General features: G+C 61.4%; 26 protein-coding genes. 5 read left to right on the top strand and 21 right to left on the bottom strand.

Features of this window, described 5'->3' with window-relative positions:
- Positions 1-45 precede the first annotated feature (45 nt).
- From DMO26_RS15550 to DMO26_RS15565, 4 genes are all read right to left on the bottom strand, one after another.
- Positions 46-1,299 (bottom strand): aminopeptidase, encoded by a 1,254-nt coding sequence (locus tag DMO26_RS15550; protein WP_117193052.1) that lies wholly within the window; start codon positions 1,297-1,299, stop codon positions 46-48.
- A gap of 66 nt (positions 1,300-1,365) precedes the next feature.
- On the bottom strand, positions 1,366-2,253 hold the full coding sequence (locus tag DMO26_RS15555; protein ID WP_117193053.1) for an MBL fold metallo-hydrolase: 888 nt from the start codon (positions 2,251-2,253) through the stop codon (positions 1,366-1,368).
- 7 nt (positions 2,254-2,260) lie between these two features.
- Positions 2,261-2,734, bottom strand: coding sequence for a Cys-tRNA(Pro) deacylase (ybaK, locus tag DMO26_RS15560; RefSeq protein WP_117193054.1), 474 nt, complete (start codon positions 2,732-2,734; stop codon positions 2,261-2,263).
- 18 nt (positions 2,735-2,752) lie between these two features.
- Entirely contained in the window at positions 2,753-3,106 is a 354-nt protein-coding gene (locus DMO26_RS15565; RefSeq protein ID WP_117193055.1) for an ArsC family reductase, read from the bottom strand.
- A 174-nt stretch (positions 3,107-3,280) separates the two neighbouring features.
- Here DMO26_RS15565 and DMO26_RS33710 point away from each other — a divergent pair, with 174 nt between their 5' ends.
- Together DMO26_RS33710 and DMO26_RS15570 are read left to right on the top strand one after the other, a co-directional pair.
- A complete protein-coding gene (locus tag DMO26_RS33710) occupies positions 3,281-3,445 on the top strand; it encodes a hypothetical protein (protein ID WP_162894917.1) in 165 nt (54 codons plus the stop codon).
- A gap of 132 nt (positions 3,446-3,577) precedes the next feature.
- Entirely contained in the window at positions 3,578-5,023 is a 1,446-nt protein-coding gene (locus DMO26_RS15570) for a methyl-accepting chemotaxis protein (RefSeq protein WP_117193056.1), read from the top strand.
- A gap of 16 nt (positions 5,024-5,039) precedes the next feature.
- Here DMO26_RS15570 and DMO26_RS15575 read toward each other — a convergent pair whose 3' ends face one another.
- Together DMO26_RS15575 and DMO26_RS15580 are read right to left on the bottom strand one after the other, a co-directional pair.
- Positions 5,040-5,522 carry a VOC family protein gene (locus DMO26_RS15575; protein WP_117193057.1) on the bottom strand — a complete coding sequence of 161 codons (483 nt, stop codon included), beginning with the start codon at positions 5,520-5,522 and terminating at the stop codon, positions 5,040-5,042.
- Between the two features lie 73 nt (positions 5,523-5,595).
- Positions 5,596-6,249 carry a 2'-5' RNA ligase family protein gene (locus DMO26_RS15580; RefSeq protein WP_162894918.1) on the bottom strand — a complete coding sequence of 218 codons (654 nt, stop codon included), beginning with the start codon at positions 6,247-6,249 and terminating at the stop codon, positions 5,596-5,598.
- Positions 6,250-6,603: 354 nt separating this feature from the next.
- Here DMO26_RS15580 and DMO26_RS15590 point away from each other — a divergent pair, with 354 nt between their 5' ends.
- Entirely contained in the window at positions 6,604-7,161 is a 558-nt protein-coding gene (locus DMO26_RS15590; RefSeq protein ID WP_117193060.1) for a methylated-DNA--[protein]-cysteine S-methyltransferase, read from the top strand.
- 299 nt (positions 7,162-7,460) lie between these two features.
- Positions 7,461-8,459: a bestrophin family protein gene (locus DMO26_RS15595; RefSeq protein WP_117193061.1), complete on the top strand. Its 999-nt coding sequence runs from the start codon at positions 7,461-7,463 to the stop codon at positions 8,457-8,459.
- Between the two features lie 158 nt (positions 8,460-8,617).
- Here the strand turns inward: DMO26_RS15595 and guaA are convergent, their stop codons facing one another.
- From guaA to DMO26_RS15665, 13 genes are all read right to left on the bottom strand, one after another.
- Positions 8,618-10,207: a glutamine-hydrolyzing GMP synthase gene (guaA, locus tag DMO26_RS15600; RefSeq protein WP_117193062.1), complete on the bottom strand. Its 1,590-nt coding sequence runs from the start codon at positions 10,205-10,207 to the stop codon at positions 8,618-8,620.
- A gap of 62 nt (positions 10,208-10,269) precedes the next feature.
- On the bottom strand, positions 10,270-10,905 hold the full coding sequence (locus DMO26_RS15605) for a 5'-methylthioadenosine/S-adenosylhomocysteine nucleosidase (RefSeq protein WP_117193121.1): 636 nt from the start codon (positions 10,903-10,905) through the stop codon (positions 10,270-10,272).
- A gap of 26 nt (positions 10,906-10,931) precedes the next feature.
- Complete coding sequence (locus DMO26_RS15610; RefSeq protein ID WP_117193063.1) at positions 10,932-11,381, bottom strand: PaaI family thioesterase; 450 nt, start codon at positions 11,379-11,381, stop codon at positions 10,932-10,934.
- Between the two features lie 71 nt (positions 11,382-11,452).
- On the bottom strand, positions 11,453-11,905 hold the full coding sequence (locus DMO26_RS15615; protein ID WP_117193064.1) for a TspO/MBR family protein: 453 nt from the start codon (positions 11,903-11,905) through the stop codon (positions 11,453-11,455).
- A gap of 24 nt (positions 11,906-11,929) precedes the next feature.
- Positions 11,930-13,027: a DUF1513 domain-containing protein gene (locus tag DMO26_RS15620; RefSeq protein WP_117193065.1), complete on the bottom strand. Its 1,098-nt coding sequence runs from the start codon at positions 13,025-13,027 to the stop codon at positions 11,930-11,932.
- A 4-nt stretch (positions 13,028-13,031) separates the two neighbouring features.
- Complete coding sequence (locus DMO26_RS15625) at positions 13,032-14,135, bottom strand: imelysin family protein (protein WP_117193066.1); 1,104 nt, start codon at positions 14,133-14,135, stop codon at positions 13,032-13,034.
- Positions 14,136-14,148: 13 nt separating this feature from the next.
- Positions 14,149-15,687 carry a di-heme oxidoreductase family protein gene (locus DMO26_RS15630; protein ID WP_205421220.1) on the bottom strand — a complete coding sequence of 513 codons (1,539 nt, stop codon included), beginning with the start codon at positions 15,685-15,687 and terminating at the stop codon, positions 14,149-14,151.
- A gap of 48 nt (positions 15,688-15,735) precedes the next feature.
- Positions 15,736-17,013, bottom strand: a complete 1,278-nt coding sequence (locus tag DMO26_RS15635) for an imelysin family protein (protein WP_117193068.1) — start codon at positions 17,011-17,013, stop codon at positions 15,736-15,738.
- A 137-nt stretch (positions 17,014-17,150) separates the two neighbouring features.
- Positions 17,151-18,440 carry an RsmB/NOP family class I SAM-dependent RNA methyltransferase gene (locus tag DMO26_RS15640; RefSeq protein WP_117193069.1) on the bottom strand — a complete coding sequence of 430 codons (1,290 nt, stop codon included), beginning with the start codon at positions 18,438-18,440 and terminating at the stop codon, positions 17,151-17,153.
- 96 nt (positions 18,441-18,536) lie between these two features.
- Positions 18,537-18,947, bottom strand: a complete 411-nt coding sequence (locus DMO26_RS15645) for a septal ring lytic transglycosylase RlpA family protein (RefSeq protein ID WP_117193070.1) — start codon at positions 18,945-18,947, stop codon at positions 18,537-18,539.
- Positions 18,948-19,329: 382 nt separating this feature from the next.
- On the bottom strand, positions 19,330-20,196 hold the full coding sequence (locus DMO26_RS15655) for an SDR family oxidoreductase (RefSeq protein ID WP_117193122.1): 867 nt from the start codon (positions 20,194-20,196) through the stop codon (positions 19,330-19,332).
- The gene (queG, locus tag DMO26_RS15660) at positions 20,196-21,371 is read right to left on the bottom strand and encodes a tRNA epoxyqueuosine(34) reductase QueG (protein ID WP_117193072.1); all 1,176 of its coding nucleotides are present in this window, start codon (positions 21,369-21,371) and stop codon (positions 20,196-20,198) included. Before queG ends, DMO26_RS15655 begins: the two co-directional genes overlap by 1 nt.
- The gene (locus tag DMO26_RS15665) at positions 21,352-22,044 is read right to left on the bottom strand and encodes a glutathione S-transferase family protein (protein ID WP_117193073.1); all 693 of its coding nucleotides are present in this window, start codon (positions 22,042-22,044) and stop codon (positions 21,352-21,354) included. Before DMO26_RS15665 ends, queG begins: the two co-directional genes overlap by 20 nt.
- 156 nt (positions 22,045-22,200) lie before the next feature.
- Here DMO26_RS15665 and DMO26_RS15670 point away from each other — a divergent pair, with 156 nt between their 5' ends.
- Positions 22,201-23,046, top strand: coding sequence for an undecaprenyl-diphosphate phosphatase (locus DMO26_RS15670; RefSeq protein WP_117193074.1), 846 nt, complete (start codon positions 22,201-22,203; stop codon positions 23,044-23,046).
- A gap of 70 nt (positions 23,047-23,116) precedes the next feature.
- On the opposite strand, the gene DMO26_RS33715 is transcribed toward DMO26_RS15670, so the two are convergent.
- Both DMO26_RS33715 and DMO26_RS15675 read right to left on the bottom strand, forming a co-directional pair.
- On the bottom strand, positions 23,117-23,269 hold the full coding sequence (locus DMO26_RS33715; RefSeq protein WP_162894920.1) for a hypothetical protein: 153 nt from the start codon (positions 23,267-23,269) through the stop codon (positions 23,117-23,119).
- Positions 23,270-23,534: 265 nt separating this feature from the next.
- Complete coding sequence (locus DMO26_RS15675; RefSeq protein WP_117193075.1) at positions 23,535-24,515, bottom strand: complex I NDUFA9 subunit family protein; 981 nt, start codon at positions 24,513-24,515, stop codon at positions 23,535-23,537.
- Positions 24,516-24,557: the final 42 nt, after the last annotated feature.

Raw genomic sequence — 24,557 nt, forward strand, 5'->3', positions numbered from 1 at the left:
TCAGTTTCCTGCCGGCGAAGAGAGAAAGTCAACTCTGGAGCGAGATCAGGCCCATTCGCCCTTGCGCATCACCGGCACCTTGGAGCCGTCGGCGCGGATGCCGTCGATGTCCACCTTGTCGGAACCGATCATCCAGTCGATGTGGATAAGGCTCGAATTGCCGCCCTGCGCCTTGATCTGGTCCTGGCTGAGCGAGGCGCCGTCCAGGAAGCATTTCGAATAGCACTGGCCGAGCGCGATGTGGCAGGAAGCGTTTTCGTCGAAGAGGGTGTTGTAGAACAGGATGCCGCTCTGCGAGATCGGCGAGGAATGCGGCACCAGCGCCACTTCGCCGAGCCGGCGGGCGCCTTCGTCCGTATCGAGTACCTTGTTCAGGACTTCCTGGCCTTTGGTGGCCCTGGATTCCACGATGCGGCCGCCTTCGAACCTGACCTGGATGTCGTCGATCAGCGTGCCCTGGTGCGACAGCGGCTTGGTGCTCGACACATGGCCTTCGACCTTCAGCGCGTGCGGCGTGGTGAAGACTTCTTCGGTCGGGATATTGGGATTGCAGGTGATGCCGTTCTTGGCGGTGGAGGCGCCGCCATGCCATTCATGGCCGTCCGCCAGCCCGACCGTCAGATCCGTGCCCGGGCCGCTGAAGTGAAGGGCGGAGAAACGCTCGCCGTTCAGCCAGCCGGAGCGCTTCCTGAGATTGGCATTGTGTTCCGCCCAGGCGGAAACCGGGTCGGCGAGATCGACGCGTGAGGCGGCGAAGATCGCATCCGCGAGCTTGCCGACGGCGACGTCTTCAGGAACGTCCGGGAAGACCTGCCTCGCCCAGGAGGGGTTGGGATAGGAGACGATGTTCCAGTTGATGTCGAAGTTGGCGATCTTTTCGAGCGCCGGCTTGTAGGCCATGGAATTGGCCTTGTTGGCGCGCGCCACCTTGGCGGGATCCTGGCCGGAGAGCATCATCGGATTGTCGCCCGAGATTGCAAGCCTTGCTGCACCGTTCTCATAGGCTTTCGCCATGCCCTCGTAGAGCCAGCCGGACGCCTTGTCGAAGCTCGCATCGTGCGCATGTTCATAACGCGCCAGCGTGGTCTCTTCGTCGTTGTAGAAAGTGGAGACGATGCCGGCACCGGCCTTGTAGGCGTGCTTGGTGATGAGGCGCACCAGCGGCAGCGCGGCGAGCGGCGCGGTGATCACCAGATCCTGGCCTTTCTCCAGCCGGAGGCCTACCTTGATGGCCACTTCCGCAAGCTTTTCGAGCTTTTGAGGATCGACGACGGTTTGAAAGTTCGGCACGATTGTCATGGATGGCCCTCTGTTCCTGTTCGATCCGCAAGACTTAAAGACGTTTGAGGCGAAATTGAAGGCCGCTCAGTGGTCGAGCGCCGCCCTGGCCGCCGCGATATTGCTGGCGTGGACCGTTTCGTAGGGCGCGAAATAGAGGATCGCGCCGCTTGCAAGCTCTTCGGCCACGAAGGATTTCAACAGCGGATCGGCCTTTTCGCCGGCGGCAATCGAGCCTGCCAGGCGCCGGAGATAGGCGCGGTTGGCATCGATCAGTTGCGGCCCGTAACCCCCGGAACCGATGCGGTCCGGATCGCCGTGCGCGGGCAGGATCCCGGCGACCGGCCAGGTGCGCATGCGGGCGAGTTCCGAAATATGCGTGCCGATCTCGGCGGCTTCCGAAACATAGGTGACCGTGTCCTCCAGCGTATCGCCGGCCAGCAGCAGTTTTTCCTCCGGCAGCCAGACGACATTGCCGTCGGCGCTGTGAATCGCGAAATGATGCAGCTCGATCTTCCGCCTTCCCACGACAAGTTCGAGCTTTTCCCCGAACGTCGTCGTGGGCATCACCACGGGCTCGATCGGCGGATCTGCCGTTTCGATCTTCCGCCGGTTCTCGGCCAGTCTTTCTGCGGTGAGCTTCAGGGCGATGATCTCGCAATCGGCAAACGCCGCATTGCCGGCGATATGGTCCTTGTGCCAATGGCTCAGCACGACGCGGATGCCCGTGACGCCTATGCCGTTCAGATGGCCACGGATCGCCTGCCCGTGATCGGGCGAGATATGCGTGTCGTAGACCAGCGCCTCCTGCCCGTCGACGATCGCATAGGACGCGACGCCGAGCGAATAGGCGCCGTCGTCGAGCCAGTTGGGGCCTTCCGCATGCAGTCGCTTGCGGGAAACCCGCCCGTCGTAATAGGCGTAGATACCCGGATAAGGTTCGAGAATGCGAAGTGTCTTCGTCATTTCGGACATGACGGCCTCACGCGACCAGCGCGGCGGCGACAGCCTTCAGCGCATCGCGGGCCGCTTTGGGATCGAGCCGGATCTGCAGGCCGCGCTGGCCGCCGTTGATGAAGATATGCGGCTCGTCGAGCGCGGTGATCTCGATTGCCGTCGGAACCGGCTTCCTCTGGCCGAACGGGCTGATGCCGCCGACATGATAACCGGTCGCCCGCTCGGCATCGGCGGGTTTCATCATATTCGCCGATTTGCCGCCGAAGGCGCTCGCGAGCTTCTTCATCGAAACCTCCCGATCCGAAGGCACTACGACGCAAACCGGCTTGCCGTCCACCTCCGCCATCAGGGTCTTGAGCACCCGCTGCGGTTCTTCGCCGATCGCCTCCGCCGCAGCCAAGCCGATCCGGTCGGCATTCGGATCGTAGTCATAGCTGACGGTTGTGAAGGCGACGCCTGCCTTTTCGAGCGTCTGGGTGGCACGGGTGGTCTTGGACATCTCATGAGATCCCTGGGCTCAGATCGCGGCGAACGCCTCTTCGTAAATCTCCGGCTTGAAACCGACGATCAGCTTGCCAGCGGCTTCCAGGACCGGCCGCTTGATCATCGAGGGTTGTGCGAGCATCAGGCCGATCGCCTTCTCACGGTCGAGATCGGCCTTGTCGATATCGCCGAGTGCCTTGAAGGTGGTGCCGGCGCGGTTCAGCACGATTTCCCAGCCGGCGCGTTCTGTCCACGTCTCGAGATGGACGCGGTCGATACCCTCCGCCTTGTAGTCGTGGAAGGCATAGGCAATGCCTTTTCCATCCAGCCAGGCGCGCGCCTTCTTCATCGTGTCGCAGTTCTTGATGCCGTAGATCGTGATCGTCATCGGATGCCTCTTCCTTCACGTGACCGATACCAAGAGGCATGGCGCCCATGCAAGCAATCCATCGCAGTTAACGAACGGTATGTGACGGTTGCATGGCTCCATTGTTTTGTTGTGCATTGCACAAAAATGGCTCAGTCCTCATATTTTAGCGGAAAGAAAAAAGGAGAGATTCAAATGTCCGTACAGACCAAGACCCGTGGCAATGCCTTCACCCGCGCCTTTGCCGTCATGAGCGCCGCGATTTCCGTGTCGGCTGCCGTTGAGAACCATCGCCGCCCGACCAGCCGCGATCTGAACACCCTCGGCATCGACCCCAAGGCCTTCGACCGCCTCATCTGATCACGATATCGGGGCTTTATGGCCCCGGTCGGATCAGCTGCTTCAGCCTAAGGTATTAGATTCCGAGGGATGCGCGCGGAAACTGTCCGTTAACCATGCCTATCCTATTATCTCCTAATATTCTGGGAGATGATGGTGGTCTTGAGCGGGCAGGTTATCAAGGAAGATGAATCGTCGTGGGATGCATCCCCCGATGTGGACGTGTTGAAGCGTTCCGTTGCCAAATTGGCACAGGAAGCGTCTGCGCTGGGTCTGCATCTGGTCGATATCGCCGGCGCAATCCAGGACACGGCAGCTCAATCCTCCCGGCACGCGACATTGCTGGGGCGCCTGACGCAATCGGCACAATCGATTGCGGAGGCGAATGGGCAGGTGGCCCGCTCGCTGAGCGAATCCGACAAGTTGACGACCGGCGCCCGCCAGGTTCTGAACGAACAGGCGGAGCAGCTCTCGGGATCCATTGCTGCGATCGATCATATGGTCAACGCCTCCCAGCAGATCGGCGCTGAGATCAGGCTGTTTTCTGCAGCATTGGGAGATGTGGGGCGGCTGGCGGATGAAATCGGCACGATTGCCCGGCAGACGAACCTTCTGGCACTCAATGCTGCCATTGAAGCGGCAAGGGCAGGCGAAGCCGGCAAGGGTTTTGCCGTCGTCGCCGCAGAGGTCCGCGCTCTGTCTTTGCAGACCTCTCAGACCACGAGTTCGATCCAGGCGACGCTCGATCAGCTGAACAACCGGATCGACCGGCTGGTGACGGCGGGCGAAGGTGCAAGCCAGTCGGCCGAGGGGGTCAAGACGACCGCACTGAAGGTCCAGGGATCGTTTCAGGGCGTCGAGGATGTGATGACCCGTATCCTGGACAACGCGTCCGGGCTTGTCGGCACGACCGAAACCGTCGATCGGCAATGCGCCGAGTTCGCCTCTTCGATCGCGTCCGCGGCCGATGCGATCCTGAAATCCAACGATCAGCTGCAGCAGACCTCGTCCCGTGTGGGCGAAGTGGTCACGATCTCCGAACGGATGATCCAGGCGACCGCGAGCGCAGGTATCGATACTCCCGACAGTCCCTATATCCGTTCCGTGATGGCGCTTGCCGCGGAGGTTTCGGCGGCCTTCGAGGCTGGGGTGAAATCCGGCCGCATCGATCTCGGTTCGCTTTTCGACCGGCAGTACCAAGCCATCCAGGGCACCGACCCGGTGCAATATATGACGCGGTTCACGGACTTTACCGATCAGGTCCTGCCGCACATCCAGGAGCCGGCCGTCGCCGGCGACGAGCGTATCGCCTTCTGCGCCGCAGTGGACGAGAACGGCTACCTGCCGACCCACAATCGCAAGTTCTCGCAGCGCCAGCGGTCCGGCGATGCCTTGTGGAATACCGCGAACTGCCGCAACCGGCGCATCTTCAACGACCGCGTGGGCCTTGCCGCAGGGCGCAACAAGGAACCGTTCCTGGTGCAGACCTACCGCCGCGACATGGGCGGCGGCCAATTCGTGCTGATGAAGGATATTTCCGCACCGATCACTGTCAACGGCCGCCACTGGGGCGGTCTGCGGCTGGCGATCAAGGTTTGAACGGGAGCGGCGTCGCTCACTCCTGATAGGCGGCATCGAGCCTGGCGATATCGATCTTCCTCATCTGCACCATTGCCTGCATGACGCGGCCGGCGCGTGCTGTATCGCGGTCGGTCAGCATCTTCGCGAGCCTGGCGTAGCTGACCTGCCAGGTGAGGCCGAAACGGTCCGTCAGCCAGCCGCACGGCTGCTCCTGGCCGCCCTCGGCCAGTTTGCCGTGGTAGCGGTCGATTTCTTCCTGCGTCTCGCAATGGATGAGGAAGGAAACCGCACCGTTGAAATTGGCCCAAGGACCGCCGTTGATCGCCGCGAAGCGCTGGCCTTCGAGTTCGAAGCCCATGGCCATCACCTGTCCCCTTGGTCCAGGCCCTGCATCTCCGAAACGCGAAACATCGGTGATGCGGGAATCCTCGAAAACCGAAACATAGAAATTGACGGCTTCTTCCGCATTGTTCTCAAACCAGAGGTGCGGGACGATCCTGTGCTTCTGGATGACCATGTTTCTCTCCTGTTTTGGTGACGGCACATAGGACGCGACGGCCTTCGCCGGTCCGACAGCGCTGTCGAAATTTTCAGATTTTCAAGCGAAGCTGCTCGGGAGGCGTGGGATAGGGCGGTGCGTTCGGATCAAAGCTCCATCGCCCGAATTCCTCGTGCCGCGTTTCCCCATAGTGGCTGTAGACCAGCATGAACTCGCCGGCGATCCACGCGTAGTTCCGCACGACCGGCAAAGCTTCGATCCGTCCGCAGCCATAGATCAGCGTCACATGAGGCATTGCATCCGCCATCCGGAAGTTCGGAAGATTATGACGGGTCAAGGTTTGACTCAGCATCCGGGAAAATCGGGTGACCGGAGGATTTCCCTCGCTGCAGTACAAGGCGAGATGCCGTCTCCCGCCGAACAGGCCGCTGCTGTCGAGCGTGACGGGGAGGGGCCTTGCCCGAATGTCGTCGACGACCGGCCGCGTCTTCCTGATAAGTGCTTCCGGAGGTTCGTCGAACCCTTCCATGCACAGAAGCGTCATGTGGAGGAGATGGGCAGGATAGGCATCGCGGGCGTTCTGGTTTGCCGCGTGAAGCTTGGCGGCGTCATGCATTGCAAGGCTGAGAGGTACCGATGGCTTCAGCACGAACATCAGCTTGCTTCTGGGGCGGGCGGGCTGGCTCGGTCCGGAAAGCCAGCCCTCGCCAAAGGGAAACGAGGACTGGCCTGTCTTCTTTCGCAAGCTCATCCTGCTACCGTCATAGTAGTTCGGCCTCATGCCGTTGAGGACAATTTATGGGGACTCGCGCATCGTGTAAAGAACAAATAAAGAACAACTAAAATTATGGTTAATTTGCAAATCTTTCGGGCAATCGCTTCAGCGAATCGAAGAGCGCCTCGGCCGCCGCCTCGCCCTGCGAAAAGTTGCGAGCCTCCCGGCTGCCGTGCCTTGGGGTATCCGTGGAGAAAACTACGCGGAGATAAGGGGTCTCAACCATCAGTTCTGTGAGAAGCAGTCGCACAAAGGCAAGAATCGGGTTGAAGACTCGGTTCGGAAACACGATTTTGGAGCTAAGTGAAATGCGGAGGTAGGATCATGACTGCGCATCGATATGCCATTTTCGAAACGGCCGGCGGCTTCTGCGGCATCGCCTGGAACGATGTCGGCATCACCCGTTTCCAGCTGCCGACCAAGAGCCAGGATTCGACGGAAAAGCTGCTCCTGCGGCGGATACCGGCTGCACAGCCGGCAGCACCACCCGCTGAAATCCAAGAAGCCATCGCGAACGTAAAACGATATTTTTCCGGCGAGACGGTCGATTTCTCGACTGTAAAACTCGATCTCGAAGGCCAGGACGATTTCTTCCGGGACATCTATGCGGCCGCCCGGCGGGTCGGTTACGGCCGCACGACGACCTACGGTACGATCGCCAAGGAGCTCGGCAAGGGTCCCGAAGCCGCCCGAGACGTCGGCCAGGCGATGGCGAAAAACCCGGTGGCGCTGATCATACCCTGCCATCGCGTGCTGGCCGCCGGCGGCAAGCTCGGTGGTTTCTCCGCACCGGGCGGTTCGACTTCGAAGGCACGCATGCTGGAGCTTGAGGGGGTGCGTTTGACGCCACCCGAACCGGCACAGCAATCGCTGGGTTTTTAAACGCCGAGCCGCCAGTGGTGCGGCAGCCCGCCGAGCAGGAAGAAGGGCGCGCCACGGGTGATGACCGCGGACAGGACGGAGGCCGAGATTGACATGCGCGGCGCCCGAGAGGATGTCGCACTCGACTGGACCGAAACCACCACTTGCCGGCATTCTCGATGTCTCGCCGGAATTCTGCAAGCAAACCGGATGGGAGTGGAAGGCTGTCAAAACGGGCTGCCAAAACGACTTTGACCTTCTATGGTGAACGTGAATGCGCAACAGCGTGACTTGCCTGTGTTAGGGGCTTCGGACATTCGATGTATGTAGGTCGTTCTTATAGGCTGCTGGATTTCGCCCTTTGGTCGCGGCGCAGTGTCATCTACATGATCGGGGTGAGCGGGCTGGCGGTTGCGGCCTATCGTCTTCCGGGCATGTCCGGATTCTCGGTGCCATGGTCCATCGTGCTCGTGCTTGGCACGACGGTGTCGCTCGTTGCCGGATTCAAGAATTCGCAGGTATTGACGCGCAGCAATGAGGCTTTGCAGGCCTTTTCGCAGATCACCGCGAGCAGCCGGATGTGGGCGAGTCTCTGCCGTGACTTCATGGACGCCTCGATAGCCAGGCAGCTTATTTATCGCCACCTCGCATGGATGACCGCATTGCGGTTCGCGTTGCGGCGCCCGATGCCTTGGGAATCCTTGGCGCGAGCAGCCAATGCGGAGTTCCGGCGGCGGTATCGCATCCAAGAGGACATAAATTCGCTTGCGGGCGAGCTGCGTGCGCTGATGGGCGAAGAAGCCGAGAGTATCTTGAAATCGCCCCAGCCCGCAATAACGCTTCTCGACAGGCAATCGGGTCAGGTCAACGGGTTGCTCAAGAGCAGCAGCATCCCGCCGCAGGTATATTCGGAACTCATGAAGCTTATACGCGACTTCCACGACCAGCAGGCGCGTTGCGATCGTATCAAGAACAATCCGTATCCCCGGCAATACGCGATCATCAGCTCGATGTTCATGATTATTTTCTGCACCTTGCTGCCGTTTGGAATTGTCCCGGTCTTTGCGGAAATGGAAAAACTGGGCGGCGTGCTCGGCTCGGTCGCGATCTGGCTCACAATTCCCTTCAGTGCGCTTCTGGGATGGGTATACATGTCGCTCGATCTGGTTGGCGAGAGCAGTGCCAACCCGTATGAGGGCGGCGCCAATGACGTACCCATCTCGCAAATCTGCCGGGACATCGAAATCGAACTGCGGAGCGGGCTCGGAGAAACCAGCCTGCCGGTTCCGCTGCCACCGGTCAATGACATCGCGACCTGAACATCTGCACAGGCCGAAATGGAGCGTGCTGCGGAGATAACCTGCATCGCGGCAGGGATCCCGCTGCTCTTCGTATGGACGGCATCCGGAGGAAGGGCGGTCACCCCAAATACCTACAGAAACGGGCCCATCGGCGAATCCTCAGGCAGGAAAGAACCTTATTCCCACTCGATCGTGCCCGGCGGCTTGCTCGTCACGTCGTAGACGACGCGGTTGATGCCGCGGACTTCGTTGATGATGCGGGTCGCCGTCCGGCCGAGGAAGTTCATGTCGTAGGGATAGAAATCCGCCGTCATGCCATCGACCGAGGTGACGGCACGCAGCGCGCAGACGAAGTCGTAGGTGCGATAGTCGCCCATGACGCCGACGGTCTGCACCGGCAGCAACACGGCGAACGCCTGCCAGATCGTGTCGTAGAGGCCGGCCTTGCGGATTTCCTCCAGATAGATCGCATCCGCCTTGCGCAGGATATCGAGCTTTTCACGCGTCACGCCGCCGGGGCAGCGGATGGCAAGGCCCGGACCCGGGAAGGGATGACGGCCGATGAACTGGTCGGGCAGGCCAAGCTCGCGGCCGAGCGCGCGCACTTCGTCCTTGAAGAGTTCACGGAGCGGCTCGACGAGCTTCATGTTCATGCGCTCGGGCAAGCCGCCGACATTGTGGTGGCTCTTGATCGTCACCGAAGGACCGCCGGAGAAGGAGACGCTTTCGATCACATCCGGATAGAGCGTGCCCTGGGCGAGGAAGGCGGGCGCCCCCTTGCCGTCCTCGGCAATCTTCTTGGCTTCCGCCTCGAAGACCTCGATGAACAGCCGGCCGATCGTCTTGCGCTTCACTTCCGGGTCGGAAACCCCGGCAAGCTCCGTCAGAAAGAGGTCGGACGCATCCACATGCACGAGCGGGATGTTGTAGTTGTCGCGGAACATCTTCACGACTTCTTCCGCCTCGTTCATCCGCATCAGGCCGTGGTCGACGAAGATGCAGGTGAGCTGGTCGCCGATCGCCTCGTGGATGAGGACGGCCGCGACGGAGGAATCGACGCCGCCGGAAAGGCCGCAGATTACCCGCTCGTTTCCGACCTGCTCGCGGATCTTGCGGATCATCTCGGCGCGATAGGCGGACATCGTCCAGTCCGACTTCAGGCCGACGATGTTGTGCACGAAATTGGAAAGAAGCTTGGCGCCATCCGGCGTGTGGACCACTTCCGGGTGAAACATGGTCGAGTAATAGTGACGGCCCTCGTCGGCAGCGATTGCGAAGGGCGCGTTCTCGGAGGTCGCGATGACTTCGAAACCTTCCGGCAGCTGCGTGACGCGGTCGCCGTGGCTCATCCAGACCGGATAACGTCCGCCGACTTCCCAGAAACCGTCGAACAGCGGGCTCGGTTTCTTGATCTCGACATCGGCGCGACCGAACTCCGCCGCGTGTCCTCCCTCGACCACGCCGCCGAGCTGCGTCGCCAGCGTCTGCTGGCCATAACAGATGCCGAGGATCGGCACATTGTGCTCGAACACGACCTGCGGGGCGCGAGGGCTGCCTTCGGCGGTGACCGAGGCCGGTCCGCCGGAAAAGATGACGCCTTTGGGCTGGAGCTTCCTGAACGCGGCATCCGCGTTCTGGAAGGGGTGGATTTCGCAGTAGACACCCGCTTCGCGGATGCGACGCGCGATGAGCTGCGTCACCTGGCTGCCGAAATCGATGATGAGAATGCTGTCGGGATGAGCTGCCAAGGTCGTGTTTTGGGTCATGGCGAGCCTTTAAAGAAAGTTCCCCATTCTGGCAACCGGGATTCAGGCGGAAAATCGCCACATCATGGCAGGATTTCCCCATCCTCGAGGCCTTCGAAAAGGCTGTCGACGGCATCCGCCAGCTTCCGGTCGATCACGTGCAGATATTCGGTCCAGTCGCTGACGTGCTTCAGTTCCTGCCTGCCGTCGGAAATGCCGCGAAGCCCGATCAACGGAATGCCGAAGAGCTGGCAGCAACGCAGCACGGCGAAGGTTTCCATGTCGACCATATCGGCGGCAACGAGATCATAGGCCGCCCCGGAGACGACATTGCCTCCCGTCGAAAGCGAGGCTTCCTTGACGTCGGGAATACGCAAGGGGAGCGGCATGATGGCAGGATGGTCGATGAAGGGCGTGCGGCCCTTCTCGAAGCCGAGCGGCGAGGCGTCCATGTCGCGGTAGGCCACGGACGTCGCCTGATAGATCTCGGCCTGCTCCAGGCTGCGTGAACCCGCCGAGCCGAGCGAGACGACGAGATCCGGCAGGTCGCCGGTCGCTTCGAGCCGCGTCAGTGCGTGGGACAGCACGACGGCTGCCTCGACCGGGCCGACGCCGGTCATCAGTGGCCTGATGCGGGATTTCAGCGCCGGGCCATATTCCGCATCGACGGCCATTACGAAGAGGATGGATTTGCCGCCGGCAAATGCCGGCTCGCCCATCGGAAGCGTCTGGTGCGGTAAAGCGGTCATCCGGTGACATCCTCTCGGCCGCGGATCACCATCATGGTGCCGGTCATGGAAGCGATGAGTTTGGCGGGGCCGTCGCCGATCGTATAGGCGCGGCCATCGGCCACGATGATCGTGGAGCCTGGCTTGGTGATTTCGCCTCGGAACAGAAAACGTTCGCCGCGGCCAGGCGACATCAGGTTGACCTTGAATTCGATGGTCAGGATCGAGACATCGGGTTCGATGACCGTGTAGGCGGCATAGGTGCAGGCGGAATCGAGCGCCGCAGAAATCACGCCGGCATGCAGAAAGCCGTGCTGCTGCGTGAGTTTCGGATCGAAGGGAAGCTCGATTTCCACCATGGCCTGTTCGACGCGCGTCAATTCCGCACCCATCATGGCCATCGCGCCCTGGCGGCCGAAGCTTTGCCGCACCCGTTCGCGGAAATCGCCTACGTCTCTCCCGTTCATGTCCCGTCCCTTTCGCAGGTGCGAAATTGGCACGGCGAATTGCGTTCCGCAAGCGCTTCGGGCGAGCGTGCTTAATTCATGAGGACGATCGAGAGATTGAGCAGCGTCGCGAAGGCGACCCAGGCGGCATAGGGAACGAAGAGCCATGCGGCCCAGCGGTTCAAGGGCCAGCTCACAGCGATGAACAGCATGATCGAGATCAGCAGCGGCACGATGATGACGAGGCCGAGCACGGGGCTATGCAGGCCGAAGAAGGCCGGCGACCAGAGAAGGTTCAGCACCGCCTGGACCGCGAAGATCTGCAGGCGCCGCATGTTGTTTTCGTCGAACCATGTCGCAGAAAGCGCCGCCCCGATCAGAACATAGAGCACGGTCCAGACCGGTGCGAATATCCAGCCCGGCGGATGGAAAAACGGCTTGTTGAGTGACTGGTACCATTCGCCCGGTGCATTGCCGGCGCCGCTCAGCGCACCCAGCGCCACGCAGGCGACCATGAAGATGATCATAACGACGGTTTTGTTCATGCCACCGGAACTAGGGCAGCAGGATCAGCGGGAAAGGTTTCCGAGCCGCACAATGTGCTGGTCCCAGGCAACCTTGCTGCGGGTTTCATTGAACCGTCCCTCATAGGAGGAGACGGCGATGCCATGCGCGGCGGCGCCGACCCCGGCCGCATCACGGACCGTCTCTTCCTTCACGACGGCGCCAGTCCTGGCGTCGAGCGTCACGGCTGCGCCGCCGACCGGCGAGGTGAGGCCGACCAGTCCTTCGCGGCGGTTGACGGCGATGGCGCCGACGTAATTGCCGAGCCGGACGGTCGTTTCTTCGGGCAGCGAGACGAAGGACAGGTCCTCGCCCTTTTGGAACCAGCCGGCGAGCGGCGGGAGTGTATTGCGCGCGCCTTCCCATTGGCAGGCGAACCAGATCCGGCCGGCATCGGCGATGTCGAGATGGCGAGTGGAAAGCTGTTTCAGTGAAGACGGCAGGCGGTGCCGCTGGACGAGCGCGCCTGTCTTGGCGTCGAGCAGTACCAGCGATGGCTCCATATGGTCGAGATTGAGTTTGGTGCGGCCGAAATCCGGATGGGTTTCGATGCCGCCATTGGCGATGATGAGCAGGTTGCCATCATCGGAAACCGTCATGTCATGGGTTCCGATGCCATGGGCGTCGAACTCGCCGATGCGGCGGAATTTTTCCCGCGCGTCGTAGATGCCGATCATGCCGCGATTGCCGTCGAAATCGTTCTCGCTGGCGTAGAGCCATCGGCCATCGGGGGAGAAATGCCCGTGACCGTAGAAATGCCGGCTCTCCGGCGAAGTGATGACGATCGGTTCCGCCTGTCTCGACGGATCGAAGATCATCGCGAACGTACCGGGGCGGCGGGCAAAGGCGACGGCGCGGCCGGTGGCGAGACTATAGGCCATGCCATGAGCACGGGCGGGCAGCGCCACACGATCGATGATCTCACCGCGCTCGGAAACGGTGGCGATGCCGAAGGAACCGTCGGGCGCCCTGAAGCCCGAAGCGTAGACGGCGTCGGCCCGTTCGAGTGCCATAAGCGAGCTTGGCGAAAGGGCGGCGGTGAAGCCGATCCCTGCCGCTTTCAGGAAACCGCGCCGGTCGATGGTTTCGCCGCGCCAGGCCATGGGTTCAATCACCGTCTGCGAAGGAGAAGCCGGAACTCAGGCCGATCGCACCGCCATAACCGTCGTTCAGCTTGGCGATGACGTCCTTGCCGTCGGCGAGCAGCGTGTCGAGTTTTTGCCGCTCGCCCGCATCCTCCACCGCCTTTTCGAGATCCGGCGTAATTTTGCCGGTGAGCTCGATCATCGACTTCAGCTTTGCCTGCGTCGCGGCGACGACCGGCCGATCCTTTTCCTCCAGGAGTGCGATCATGCCTGACTTGTCCAGCAACGACGACAGTCCTTCGAGATTGCCCTTGATGCTGACCCAGGTGTTTTCGGAGCGCCAGAACAATCCCTGTTTCGGGAACTTGGCCTTGTCGGCGCCTTTGTAGAAGGTTTCGATCCGCTGGTCGCGCACGGCTTCGGCGCCATGCACGAGAATGCCGAGCAGCGCGGTGATCGCCTCTCCGCCGTTGCGGAAATCGGGATTGTCGGCGCCGGGTTGCTCCCAGGCTTTCTGAATGCCGTCCGGCGCATCCCAGATGTCGGAGATTTCCTTCGCCACGTTGGCGATATTGCCGGCGACGGCTGCGCCGTAGCGGCAGCGGAAGCTGTTCTTTTCCTTGAGAAGCTCTTCCGATCCGGTGCCGGCCAGAACGTATTCCAGCGCGCCAAAACCCTGCATGGCGACGCTCTTCGTGCCAAGAGTTGCGGGATCGGTCGCAGTTTCGTCGGCCTTGGAAAGTATCGATTGCACCTGCTTCAAGCCGGTACTCTTGCGGTCCGGATAAAAGAGAATGCGCTCGAAGCGGTTCTGTTCGATGATAGGTCCGACACGCATCACTTCGATATGCGCCCAGCTGACGATTCCATTGCGGAAGGCGGTCCTGGCGGCCTCGTAACTCGCCCTGGAGGGCGCTTCGCAGAGCGTCTTCATCGCACCGGCCATTTTTTCGGCGGATGCCTGGAAGGCGTCGTAACCCGGCCTGATGAAGCCGTCGACGGCCGCCGTCATCACCTTGCTGACCTCCGCTTCCGGCAGGTCGATCGATGGTGCGGTATCGGCCTCCTGCGCGAATGCGCCGGTGGGCAGCAGCGAGACGAGGCCGGCAACGAAGATCTTGCGCATCAGAATGGGCTCCTCAAAGGGACTCCAGGAATTTGATCAGGGCTTCACGATCTTGCCTGTTCAGGGCTGCGAAGGCATCGCGGGCCTTCTGTGCTTCGCCGCCATGCCACAAGATGGCTTCGGTCAGGTTTCGCGCCCGTCCGTCATGCAGGAAAAATGTATGGGCGTTGACGGTCTGCGTCAGCCCGATGCCCCAGAGCGGCTGAGTACGCCATTCGCGGCCATCCGCGACACCCACCTGCTGACCGTCGGCAAGGCCTTCGCCCATGTCGTGCAGCAGGAAATCCGAATAGGGCCAGATCAGCTGAAAGGCATGCGCCTTGTTGCCGGCATTGCGGCTCGTCACGAATTTCGGCGTGTGGCAGGCGACGCAGCCGGCTTCGTAGAAGACTTCCTTGCCCTTCAGCACCGTCTTGTCGCCCATGTCGCGCCGGGCCGGCACGGCAAGGTTTTCCGAATAGAAGGTGACGAGCGGCAGGACGGGGTCCGGCGCTTCCACCGGCCCAAGCCTCTCCTGCACGCCGGTGGGCATGGTGAGGCATTCGGCTTCAGCCTTGGTGCAGTCGCCGTGATCGAACGGGTTGTCGGGCGTCGAAATGCCGAGGTCGCCGGCAAAGGCGGACGAACTCTGGTCGCGGATCGAAGCATTCTGCGCCTTGAAGCCGAAGCGGCCGAGCTTCAGTTCCCCGCTCCGATGATCCCGCACCAGGGCCGGTTTGCCGGAAATGCCGTCACCGTCCTTATCGTCCGGATCGGCCTTGGCGAGTATATCCGCCTCATGGATCGCCTGGATCAGGCCCATGCCGATCATCGGCGGAGCGATGCGGGGCGATAGCGTCACGTCGCCTTCCAGTGGGCCGTAACCGAGGTCGCCGATCGAATAGCTCGGCTTTCGAAGCCTCACCACCTCGCCGCCGGCAAGCGTCTCCGGGATTTCCTCGTAGGAAATCTGCATCCGCCCTTCGGATTTGAGACCGGGCACCGCAAGATCCTGCAACTGCTCCCCATAGACCGCATCGGGAAAATTGAGTTTCCGATAATCGGAGACTGCCTCGCGTTCGTTATCGGTGCGAGCGGGGCGAGCGAGGCGCAGGAACATCGAGGTTGCGTCGGCGGCCCCTTCCGGCGGATGGCCACGGCCGTCCTTCAGATGGCAGCTCTGGCAGGCGCGGGCATTGAACAGCGGTCCAAGGCCATCCGAAGCCTGGGTGGAGGAGGGTGCCGAAACCCAGAGTTTGGTAAAGAGCGCATTGCCGAGCTTGAAGGTCTGTTCTTCCTCGAAGGTGATGTTCGGCGAGAAATGCGAAAAGGCATCACCGTTGACGATCGCCTTCGTGGTCGCCGCGCCACCGGACATCAGCTCGAACTGCTCGGGCCTGGAGAAATCCGTCGTCGGTCTGGCGACCGCCTCGACGCGCCTCTGATCCTTGGGATTGAGGTCGGTGCGCGCGACCGGAAAAGTCGCGTCGCCACCGGTGGCGATCAGCGGGGTCAGCAGGAGAGCGCCCGAAAGAACCGGCAACAGGAAGAGTAGGGAATTGGACGCTCTCATCGATGTTCGGGCCGCAGGCTTGCTCGCCGCGACCCGCCTTTTCATTGCTTATTTGAAGACTGCATCAGGATTATCGAGGCTGTCGGAACCTTCAAGCTCGACCTTGCCGAGACCGAGCGACGCAATGACGCGCTCGATCGTCTTGGTCTGGTCGATGAGACCGTCGATCGCCTTCTGGACGACCGCATTTCCCTCGGTATTGCCTTCACCGATCATCTGGTCATAGGCCTCGACCTTCTGGGCACGGTCCTTCATGGCGTTCATGGCGGAAAGCGTGGCGTCGAGCTTGCCCTTCATCTCGGTGTCGAGCGCCGCATCCTTGGCGGCGACGAGTTCCGAAAGCGACGGGCCGGTCACCTTGGTGCCGTCAATACGGGTGTATTCGCCCGTATAGGCAGACTTGATGCCGATCGCGTCGTTCAGGTGCGAGGCGTAGGTATTGTCCGAGAAGCAGTCGTGCTCCTCCTCCGGATCGTGCAGCAGCAGGCCGAGCTTCATGCGCTCACCGGCGAGTTCGCCATAGGAAAGCGAGCCCATGCCGGTCAGGATCGCGGTCAGACCCTTCTTGCCATTGGCTTCGACATTCTTCGCGGCCTTGCCTTTCGGGGCCCAGGCGGCCACCATGTCCTTCAGATCGGAAACGAGAAGGGCGGAAGCGGCCTTGAGGTATTGGGCGCGACGGTCGCAATGGCCGTTGGTGCAATTGGCCTTGTCGTAATCGGTATAGGAACGCTTGCCGGCGCCCGGGCCGGTACCGTTCAGATCCTGGCCCCAGAGCAGGAATTCGATGGCGTGGTAGCCGGTCGCGACATTCGCCTCGATCTCGCCGGCTTCGTGCAGGCCGCGCAATGTCTTGGCATTGATTTTGGTGGCGTCGAGCGTCTTGCCGTTCACCTTGAGCTTTGGGTTGGCGATGACGTTTGCGGTGTAAAGCGCGTTCTCGTCGCTTTCGGTGCCGTAGGAGGCGTCGACATAGTCGATCAGGCCTTCGTCGAGCGGCCAGGCATTCACCTTGCCTTCCCAATCGTCGACGATCGGATTGCCGAAACGGTAGACTTCCGTCTGCTGGTAGGGAATGCGGGCGGCAATCCAGGCATCCTTGGCTGCCTTCAGGGTTTCCTCGCCCGGCTTGGCGATCAGCGCATCGATGGCCTTGTCGAGTGCCTGCGCGGTCTTCAGCGAGTCCTCGTATTTTGCATGCGCCAGCGCCGAATAATGTTTCAGAACGGCTGCGGAAGTGGTGGCGGCTTGAGCCCCGGTTACGGTGAAGGCCGCGGAGGCGGCGAAAAGCGCCAGGGCGGCGCCGAGAACGGTTTTGCGGATCATGTCCCTCTCCTTCACGGCCCGGACCGGATATGCCCAGCCGTTGCGAGGTTCATCGCGCAATTGCAAACTGGTGTCAAATTATCTAGTTTAGAATAGTTTGAAAGTAAAAGGCCGCCTTGATCCTGGTCAACCGGGCCTCAAACTTTGCGTTGCATGCGGCAGAAAAAGAATCCGTCCGTATCGGTACTTGCGGGAGTGAGCGTGACTGCCAGCGCATCCTTCGAGCGAGGCTGCGGAGCCTCCTTGCCGAAGATTTTCGTCCAATGCTCGGCCGCCGGAGCAATGGAGAACTGCTGGTTCTCGCCGCAGAAGCGAGAAACCTGAACGTCGTTCTCCTCCGGCAGGATGGAGCAGGTGACATAAAGAAGCGCGCCGCCCGGTTTGACGAAGGCGGCCGCTTCGGCAAGCGCCTCCTGCTGCTGGGCGATGCGCTCGTCGAGGTTTTTCGGGGTCAGGCGCCACTTGGTGTCCGGCCTCCGGCGCCAGGTCCCGGTCCCGGTGCAGGGCGCGTCGACCAGAACCGCATCGAGCTTGCCCTTCAGGGCTTCGAGCTGGCGGACATCATCGTGGACCTGAACGTTGCGGGTGCCGGCACGGCGCAGCCGCTCGATGATCGGCGCCAGCCGCTTGCGGTCGGCATCATAGGCGTGGATCTGGCCCTTGTTGTGCATCGCCGCCGACATGGCGAGCGTCTTGCCGCCGCCGCCGGCGCAATAGTCCAGCACTTGGTCGTGCTCGCCGGGCTGCACGAGATCTGCGACGATCTGCGACCCCTCGTCCTGCACCTCGAACCAGCCTTTCTGGAACGAAAGCTCGGCTGTGACGTTCGGAAGGCGGGACGCTCCCTCGCCGGCGGCAATCCGGATGCCGTTGCGGGCGATGCGCGATGCCTTGGCACCCGAGCGTTCCAGCGCCTTGACGACCTTCTCCTGGCTCGCCTTCAGCGTGTTGGCGCGCAGATCAAGGGTCGGACGGTCGGCCAGCGCCTTGGCCTCGACAAGCCAGTCCTCGCCGAAATTGGCTTCGAAGGACGGCTGGATCCACTCCGGGATGTCGCCTTGCACATGCGCGGGCGCATCTTCGAGATTGCGCGAGCCAAGAGCCGCGAAGTTCGCCTCGGTAAGAGCCGGCGGTGCAAAGCGGTCATCGGCGAACTCGGCATGCAGAGCCTCCGGCGTGAAGCCCCATTGCCGGATGAGGACCGCGTGGGCGAGGGCGACGGGGCTGTCGTCGTCCATCAGCCAAGCGTGCGAGAGCCGCATGCGCAGTGCGTCGTAGACAATGTTGCCGATCGCGGCCCGGTCGCCGGAACCGGCAAAGCGGTGGGCAAGGCCCCAGTCCTTGAGGGCATCGGCGACAGGACGTTTGCGCGCCTCTATATCGGCCAGCACCTCGATGGCTCCGGCCAATCGTCCGCCCAGTCGCATGTCATTCTCCGTGTCGGTTGCACCCGTAATAAACGGGTCGTAACCGCGATCGGGCAGAAGGGCAAGAGCCCTGCCGGATGAGCCGGGCGAACAGCCTCAGCCGTCGATGTCCTTGAGGCCCTTGCCTGCAATCTTCTGGCTGCCGGCGTCGACGACCTGATAACAGACCTGCGCGGTGCCGGAACTGACCATGCCGATGTCCTTGGCGGCGGCCTTGGAGACGTCGAGCACCCGGCCGCGGATGAAGGGACCGCGGTCGTTGATGCGGACGACGACACTCTTGCCGTTGCGCTTGTTGGTCACGAGGACCTTGGTGCCGAACGGCAGCGAACGATGCGCCGCCGTCATCAGAGATGCGTTCATCCGTTCACCGGATGCAGTCTTGGTGCCCATGGCATACCAGGATGCGTGGCCGCATCCGGACGCAGCATTGGCCTGCGCCGAGCCGAGAGTTGCAAAAGCAGCAATGGAGGCCGCGGCGAAAGTCGAGCGTCGAATTGTTGTCAAGTCGGTCGTCCCCGTTCGATTGGTCCCTGCACGTTGCGTGCAAATCGGCTAAGCGGGGCGAAAAGTGGCGAAAAAGTGAGATTTCTAATCACGGAACGTTACAGACTGTAACATTTGTGATTAGATTGCGAGCAATCTTTTTAAGAAGCCAGCTAAATTTAGCAGGAAAAAAACATTTATAATCAGCCAGAAGGAGGAATTTAATTCCGAGCTGATTTTGGCCTGACCAGAGATCACGAAAACAGCTGAAAAAAATTTGTTGCGATGCAGGATTTCTTGCCTCATTTGGGCAAATTTTATGATGTCATGCCGCATATGTTAAGAAATAATGATCAAGAAGCGGCTGAAAGTAGGAATTTTCACCTGTTTCAGAATGGGAAAATTATCCTCTCCAGCGGTTCTCCGACCACATTTCTGCAAGCGACATGCGGTAATTTGGAAAGCGGAATTCAAACCCTGCCGCGCGGATCTTGGCATTCGAGACGCGCTTGTTGGCGCTGTAGAACGAGCGCGCCATGGGGGTCATGTCGGCAGTTTCGAAATCCTGTTCCGGAGGAGGTTCAATGCCCATCAGCCGAGCCGCTTCGGTTATGACGTCCTGCGCCGGGCCGGGTTCGTCGTCGGTGACATTATATATGCCGCCGAGACGGCGCGTGCCGAGGAACAGCGCTGCCCCGCCGATGTCCTCGACGCGGATGCGGTTGAAGACCTGATCCTTCTTTATGATCCGGCGCGCGGTGCCGCGCGTGAGGTTGACGAAGGCGTTGCGGCCGGGACCGTAGATGCCGGCAAGGCGCAGGCTGGCGATCGGCACGCCGGCGGCTTCCACCGCCCAGGCGTCTTCGGTATCGACCCGTTCGATCGAACGGCCCTGGATCGGGCTGCCGGGGGTTTCCTCAGTCACCCAGCCCCCGCCGCGATCGCCATAGACGCCGACCGTAGAAAGATAGCCGATCCATTCAAGCTTGGGGCAGAGCATCGCGAGCTGGCCCGTCACGAGCTTCAATAGCGGATCGCCTTCCCGACCCGGCGGAATGGACTGGACGAGATGAGTGGTTTCTTTCAGCTCCGCCAGAAGCTCCTGACTGAAAGGGCTGCCGTCGAAGATGAAGGCCTTGATGTCCTTCGACACGAGTTCCAGTGCCTTTTCGGCGGTTCTGACCGTGCCGGACACCCATGCGCCCTCGGCTTTGAAAGCATCCGCAACCGCCTGACCGGAATAACCGCACCCGAAGATCATCACCCGCATCAGCCCGCTCCCGAAAGCTTCCATTCCTCTTGCACCTCCGGATCATCTTCGTTGCTCCGCATTTCCGCAAAGCGGGCGAATTCGGCGTCCGGCATCAGGCGCTTCAATGCCCATATAGCCATGCCGCGAACAACAGGCGAGGGGTCCCGGGCGAGTTCGAGACATTGTCCCGTAAGGCCGGCATCGCCGGAATTGCCGGCGGCGATCAGCACGTTGCGGACGAAGCGGTCGCGGCCGATGCGTTTCACCGGCGAGCCGCTGAAGAAGGTGCGGAATGCCGGATCGTCGAGCGTCAGCAGAAAGGCGATCGACGGCTCCTTGAGATCCTCTCTCGCGCGTAACTTCATCTCGGAAGCGCTCGCGGCGAACTTGTTCCACGGACAGGCGGCAAGGCAGTCGTCGCAGCCATAGATGCGGTTGCCGATCAGCGGCCGGAATTCCGGCTCGATCGGCCCCTTGTGTTCGATCGTCAGGTAGGAAATGCAGCGCCGCGCATCGAGCCGGTAGGGTGCGGGGAAGGCAGCCGTCGGACATGCGTCGAGACAGGCCCGGCAGGAGCCGCAGTGATCGGTCTCGTGGTCATCCATGATGAGGTCTGCCGTGGTGAACAGGCTGCCGAGAAAAAGCCAGGAGCCATGGGTGCGGCTGACGAGATTGGTGTGCTTGCCCTGCCAGCCGAGTCCGGCCGCTTCCGCCAGCGGTTTTTCCATTACCGGCGCGGTGTCGACGAAAACCTTGACGTCCTCTCCGGCGCGGGCGGCGAAACGCGTCGCGATTTCCTTCAGCCGGCCCTTGATGACGTCGTGATAGTCGCGGTTGCGGGCATAGACGGAGATCGCTGCCTTGTCCGGCTTTTCCAGGACGCCACGCGGATCCTCCTCCGGCCCGTAGTTCAGCCCGAATAGGACGATCGAGCGTACCTGGCTCCATAGTACCTTCGGGTCGGCGCGGCGTTCACGCGTCTCGGCCATCCAGTCCATGGTGCCGTGCTGGCCGTCGTCGAGGAATATCCGCAGCCGCTCCGGCGCTTTCGGAATGCTGTCCGGTCCAGTGATGCGACAGAGATCGAAGCCCTGCGCCTCCGCCTCCTCGCGGATGAAGGCGGTCAGCTTCTGCCGCCGTCGAAGCGCTTTTTCTTCCTCCCGGGTTTCCGCGTCAGAAATCGAGGTCCGCATAGTGGGATACCGGGGTGAGGCCGCGGATGCGCTCGGCTAGCAGCGGCCGGAAGGAGGGGCGGGATTTGATCCGCTGATACCAGTCCTTGGCGACCGGCGTTTCGGCCCAGTCGATCTCGCCGAGATAATCGAGGATGGAAATCGAAGCCGCCGCGGCGAGATCCGCATAGCTCATGCGCTCGCCCGCGAGCCACTGCCGCGAGCCGGCGAGCCACGTGAGATATTTCATGTGCTGGCGGATATTGGCGCGCGACGTGCGCAGCACTTTCGAATCAGGTGCGCCGCCGCCCTGGGCCGTGGTCATCTGCAGCTTGTAGATCCGCTCGCGGGTCAGCGGTCGGGTGACGTCCTGCTCCATCTTCTGCAGGAACCACTCCGTCAGGCGGCGGATTTCGGCACGCTGCCATGGATCCTCGGCCAGCAGCCGACGGTCACGTTTCAGAACGCCATGCGTCTCGTCGAGGAATTCCATGAGCACGGAAGGGCCACAAAGCACCCGCATGCTGTCGTCCACATAGACGGGAAGCGTGCCCGCCGGATTGAGCGTCAGGAATTCGCGGCGCTTCTCCCAGGGCTGTTCCTCAACGAGATCCGCCTGGAAGCCGTATTCGGCCAAGATCAGCCGGACAAAGCGCGAGGCCGAAGACATGGGGTGATGATAGAGAGTGGGCATGGATACTTGAACTTCACGAATATCGTATAGGAAGGGTGTGGCTGCTTCGCGCGCCCGCCTGACATATGGCAGCTATATGGATTTGGTAGGGCCAAGACAAGCAACGGCTCATAAACTGCTTAAAACTGCCCTTATCTGCTCAACAAAGGATTAAGAATGGCGGATCAGTCCATCGTCAGTGCCCTCGTGCTCGGTCTCATCGAGGGTCTCACGGAATTTCTTCCCGTCTCGTCAACCGCCCACGTTCTTCTCGCAGGACACTTCCTCGGCTTTCGGTCACCCGGCAACACCTTCGCGGTACTGATCCAGCTCGGCGCGATTCTGGCGATCCTGCTCGTCTATTTCCGCAAGCTCTTGCAGATCGCGATCGATCTGCCGACCAGCCCTAGGGCGCGGCGGTTCGTCCTCACCGTCCTCGTCGCCTTCCTGCCGGCGGCGGTGATCGGCGCGCTGGCGCATGACTTCATCAAATCGGTCCTGTTCGAAACGCCGATGCTGATCTGCGTCATGCTGATCCTCGGCGGCATCGTGCTTCTCATCGTCGACAAGATGACGTTCCGGCCAAGCTATTATGACGTGATGGACTATCCCCTGTCGCTGGCCTTCAAGATCGGCCTCTTCCAATGCCTTGCGATGATCCCCGGCACGTCCCGCTCGGGTGCGACCATCGTGGGTTCGCTGCTGATGGGGGCGGACAAGCGTTCGGCGGCGGAGTTTTCCTTCTTCCTCGCCATGCCGACCATGCTTGGCGCCTTCGTGCTCGACCTCTATAAGAACCGCAATGCCCTGAGCTTCGATGACGGCGCGGTGATCGCTGTCGGCTTCGTCGCCGCCTTCGTCACGGCGGTTTTCGTAGTCCGCTCGCTCCTGGATTTCGTATCGAGCCGGGGTTATGCGCCCTTTGCCTACTGGCGGATCGCCATCGGCGTCCTCGGCCTGCTGGCGCTGATCTTCTGGCGCCCTGCCGTTCCCGGCATTGCCGCCCTGCGTCCCGGTCTCTGATCGCGACCGCATCCGGGACATAAAAAAGGCGGCTGGGAAGGCCGCCTTTTTAAATCTGTGCGTCAAGCGCTTAGTGGTGGATCGATGCCGTGCTGCAGGGATCGACACCATAGGCCTGGGTGCATTCGATCTTGCCGGCTGCGCCGGTCCTGGGTGCCATGAAGGAGCCGGCGAGGACCACGAGTGCTGCACAGGCAAAAAAGAGCGCGATGGGCTTGCCCATAGAGGAACGCCTTTCGGAAGAGGATTTTATCGTCACGGTTGAATATCTGTTTGCGAAGCGAGGTTTATTGCTCGGATTCGAAGAATTCAATAAAGGATTTTGCTGAACCGGGCGTTAATGCGACTACGTCCGCAAGTGCGGCCTTTGTGCCACATGGATTGCCTGAAACCTGAGCGCAAACAACAACCTGCCCGATTTTTCGGCGGCCTGGCGCCGGCTGATCAGGCCAGCGCAATCTCAAAACATGGTTAATTGGTTAATAACGTCAGGCGGCGCGGCCGGACCCGGTATACTGGCCTTGTGGCCGGTACTGCACCAGGTATGAGGGAAGGATGGAAGTCGCGAGCGTCGGGCGGATGCCGATCCCGGCAAGCGTCCGGCCTTCGTGTTCGGCGGCAGCCGAGACGACGTTATCGACCTTGAGCAGCTTCACTTGGTCGCTGGTGATCGGCGGCGCGACGAACGGAATGAGCGAAGCGATGCTGCCGATCAGCGAGGCGATACCGAAAGGCAGGGAGACGAGCGTATTCTCGCGGTTGGTGACGCGCAGCATCGTCTCGAGACACTGCCGGAATGTCATGACCTCCGCACCGCCGAGTTCGTAGATCCTGCCGGAGGCGATTGCGCCGTCGACCGAGCGCGCGACGGCTTCTGCGACATCCTCGACATAAACCGGCTGGAATTTCGTCTTGCCGCCGCCGACGAGGGGAAGCACGGGAGATGTGCGCGCCATAGCCGCGAACTTGTTGAAGAAGCTGTCTTCCTGGCCGAACATGATCGACGGCCGCAGGATCACGGCATCCGGAATGGTCGAAAGAATGGTCGCTTCGGCACGGCCCTTGCTGCGGGCATAGGACGAAGGTGAATCGGCATCGGCACCGATCGCGGAAATGTGGATGAGTTTTGCGCCGGCTGCGCGGGCGGCTTCGGCGACGGAGCGGGCACCGAAATCCTGAACCGCATCGAAAGTGTTGCGGCCGCTTTCGAACATGATGCCGACGCAGTTGACCACGTGCGCGGCGCCTTCGACGGCCTTGAAGACCGACTGGCGATAGCGAAGATTGGCCTGGACGAGAGAAATTTGGCCGACATACCCTGCCGGCAGCAGGAAGCCTGCGAGATCGGGACGGCGCACGGCGACCCGGATGCGATAACCGCGCTTGGCGAGTGTCCGGACGACATGCCGACCGACAAAGCCCGAGCCTCCGAAGACGGTGACGAGTGGCGGAAGGTTGTTGACGGTCATGATACGCTCCGGGAGCCGACAGGGAAGATTGAGTGCTGTTTA

It is taken from the genome of Rhizobium terrae, from assembly GCF_003425685.1.
Taxonomy (GTDB): Bacteria; Pseudomonadota; Alphaproteobacteria; order Rhizobiales; family Rhizobiaceae; genus Neorhizobium; species Neorhizobium terrae.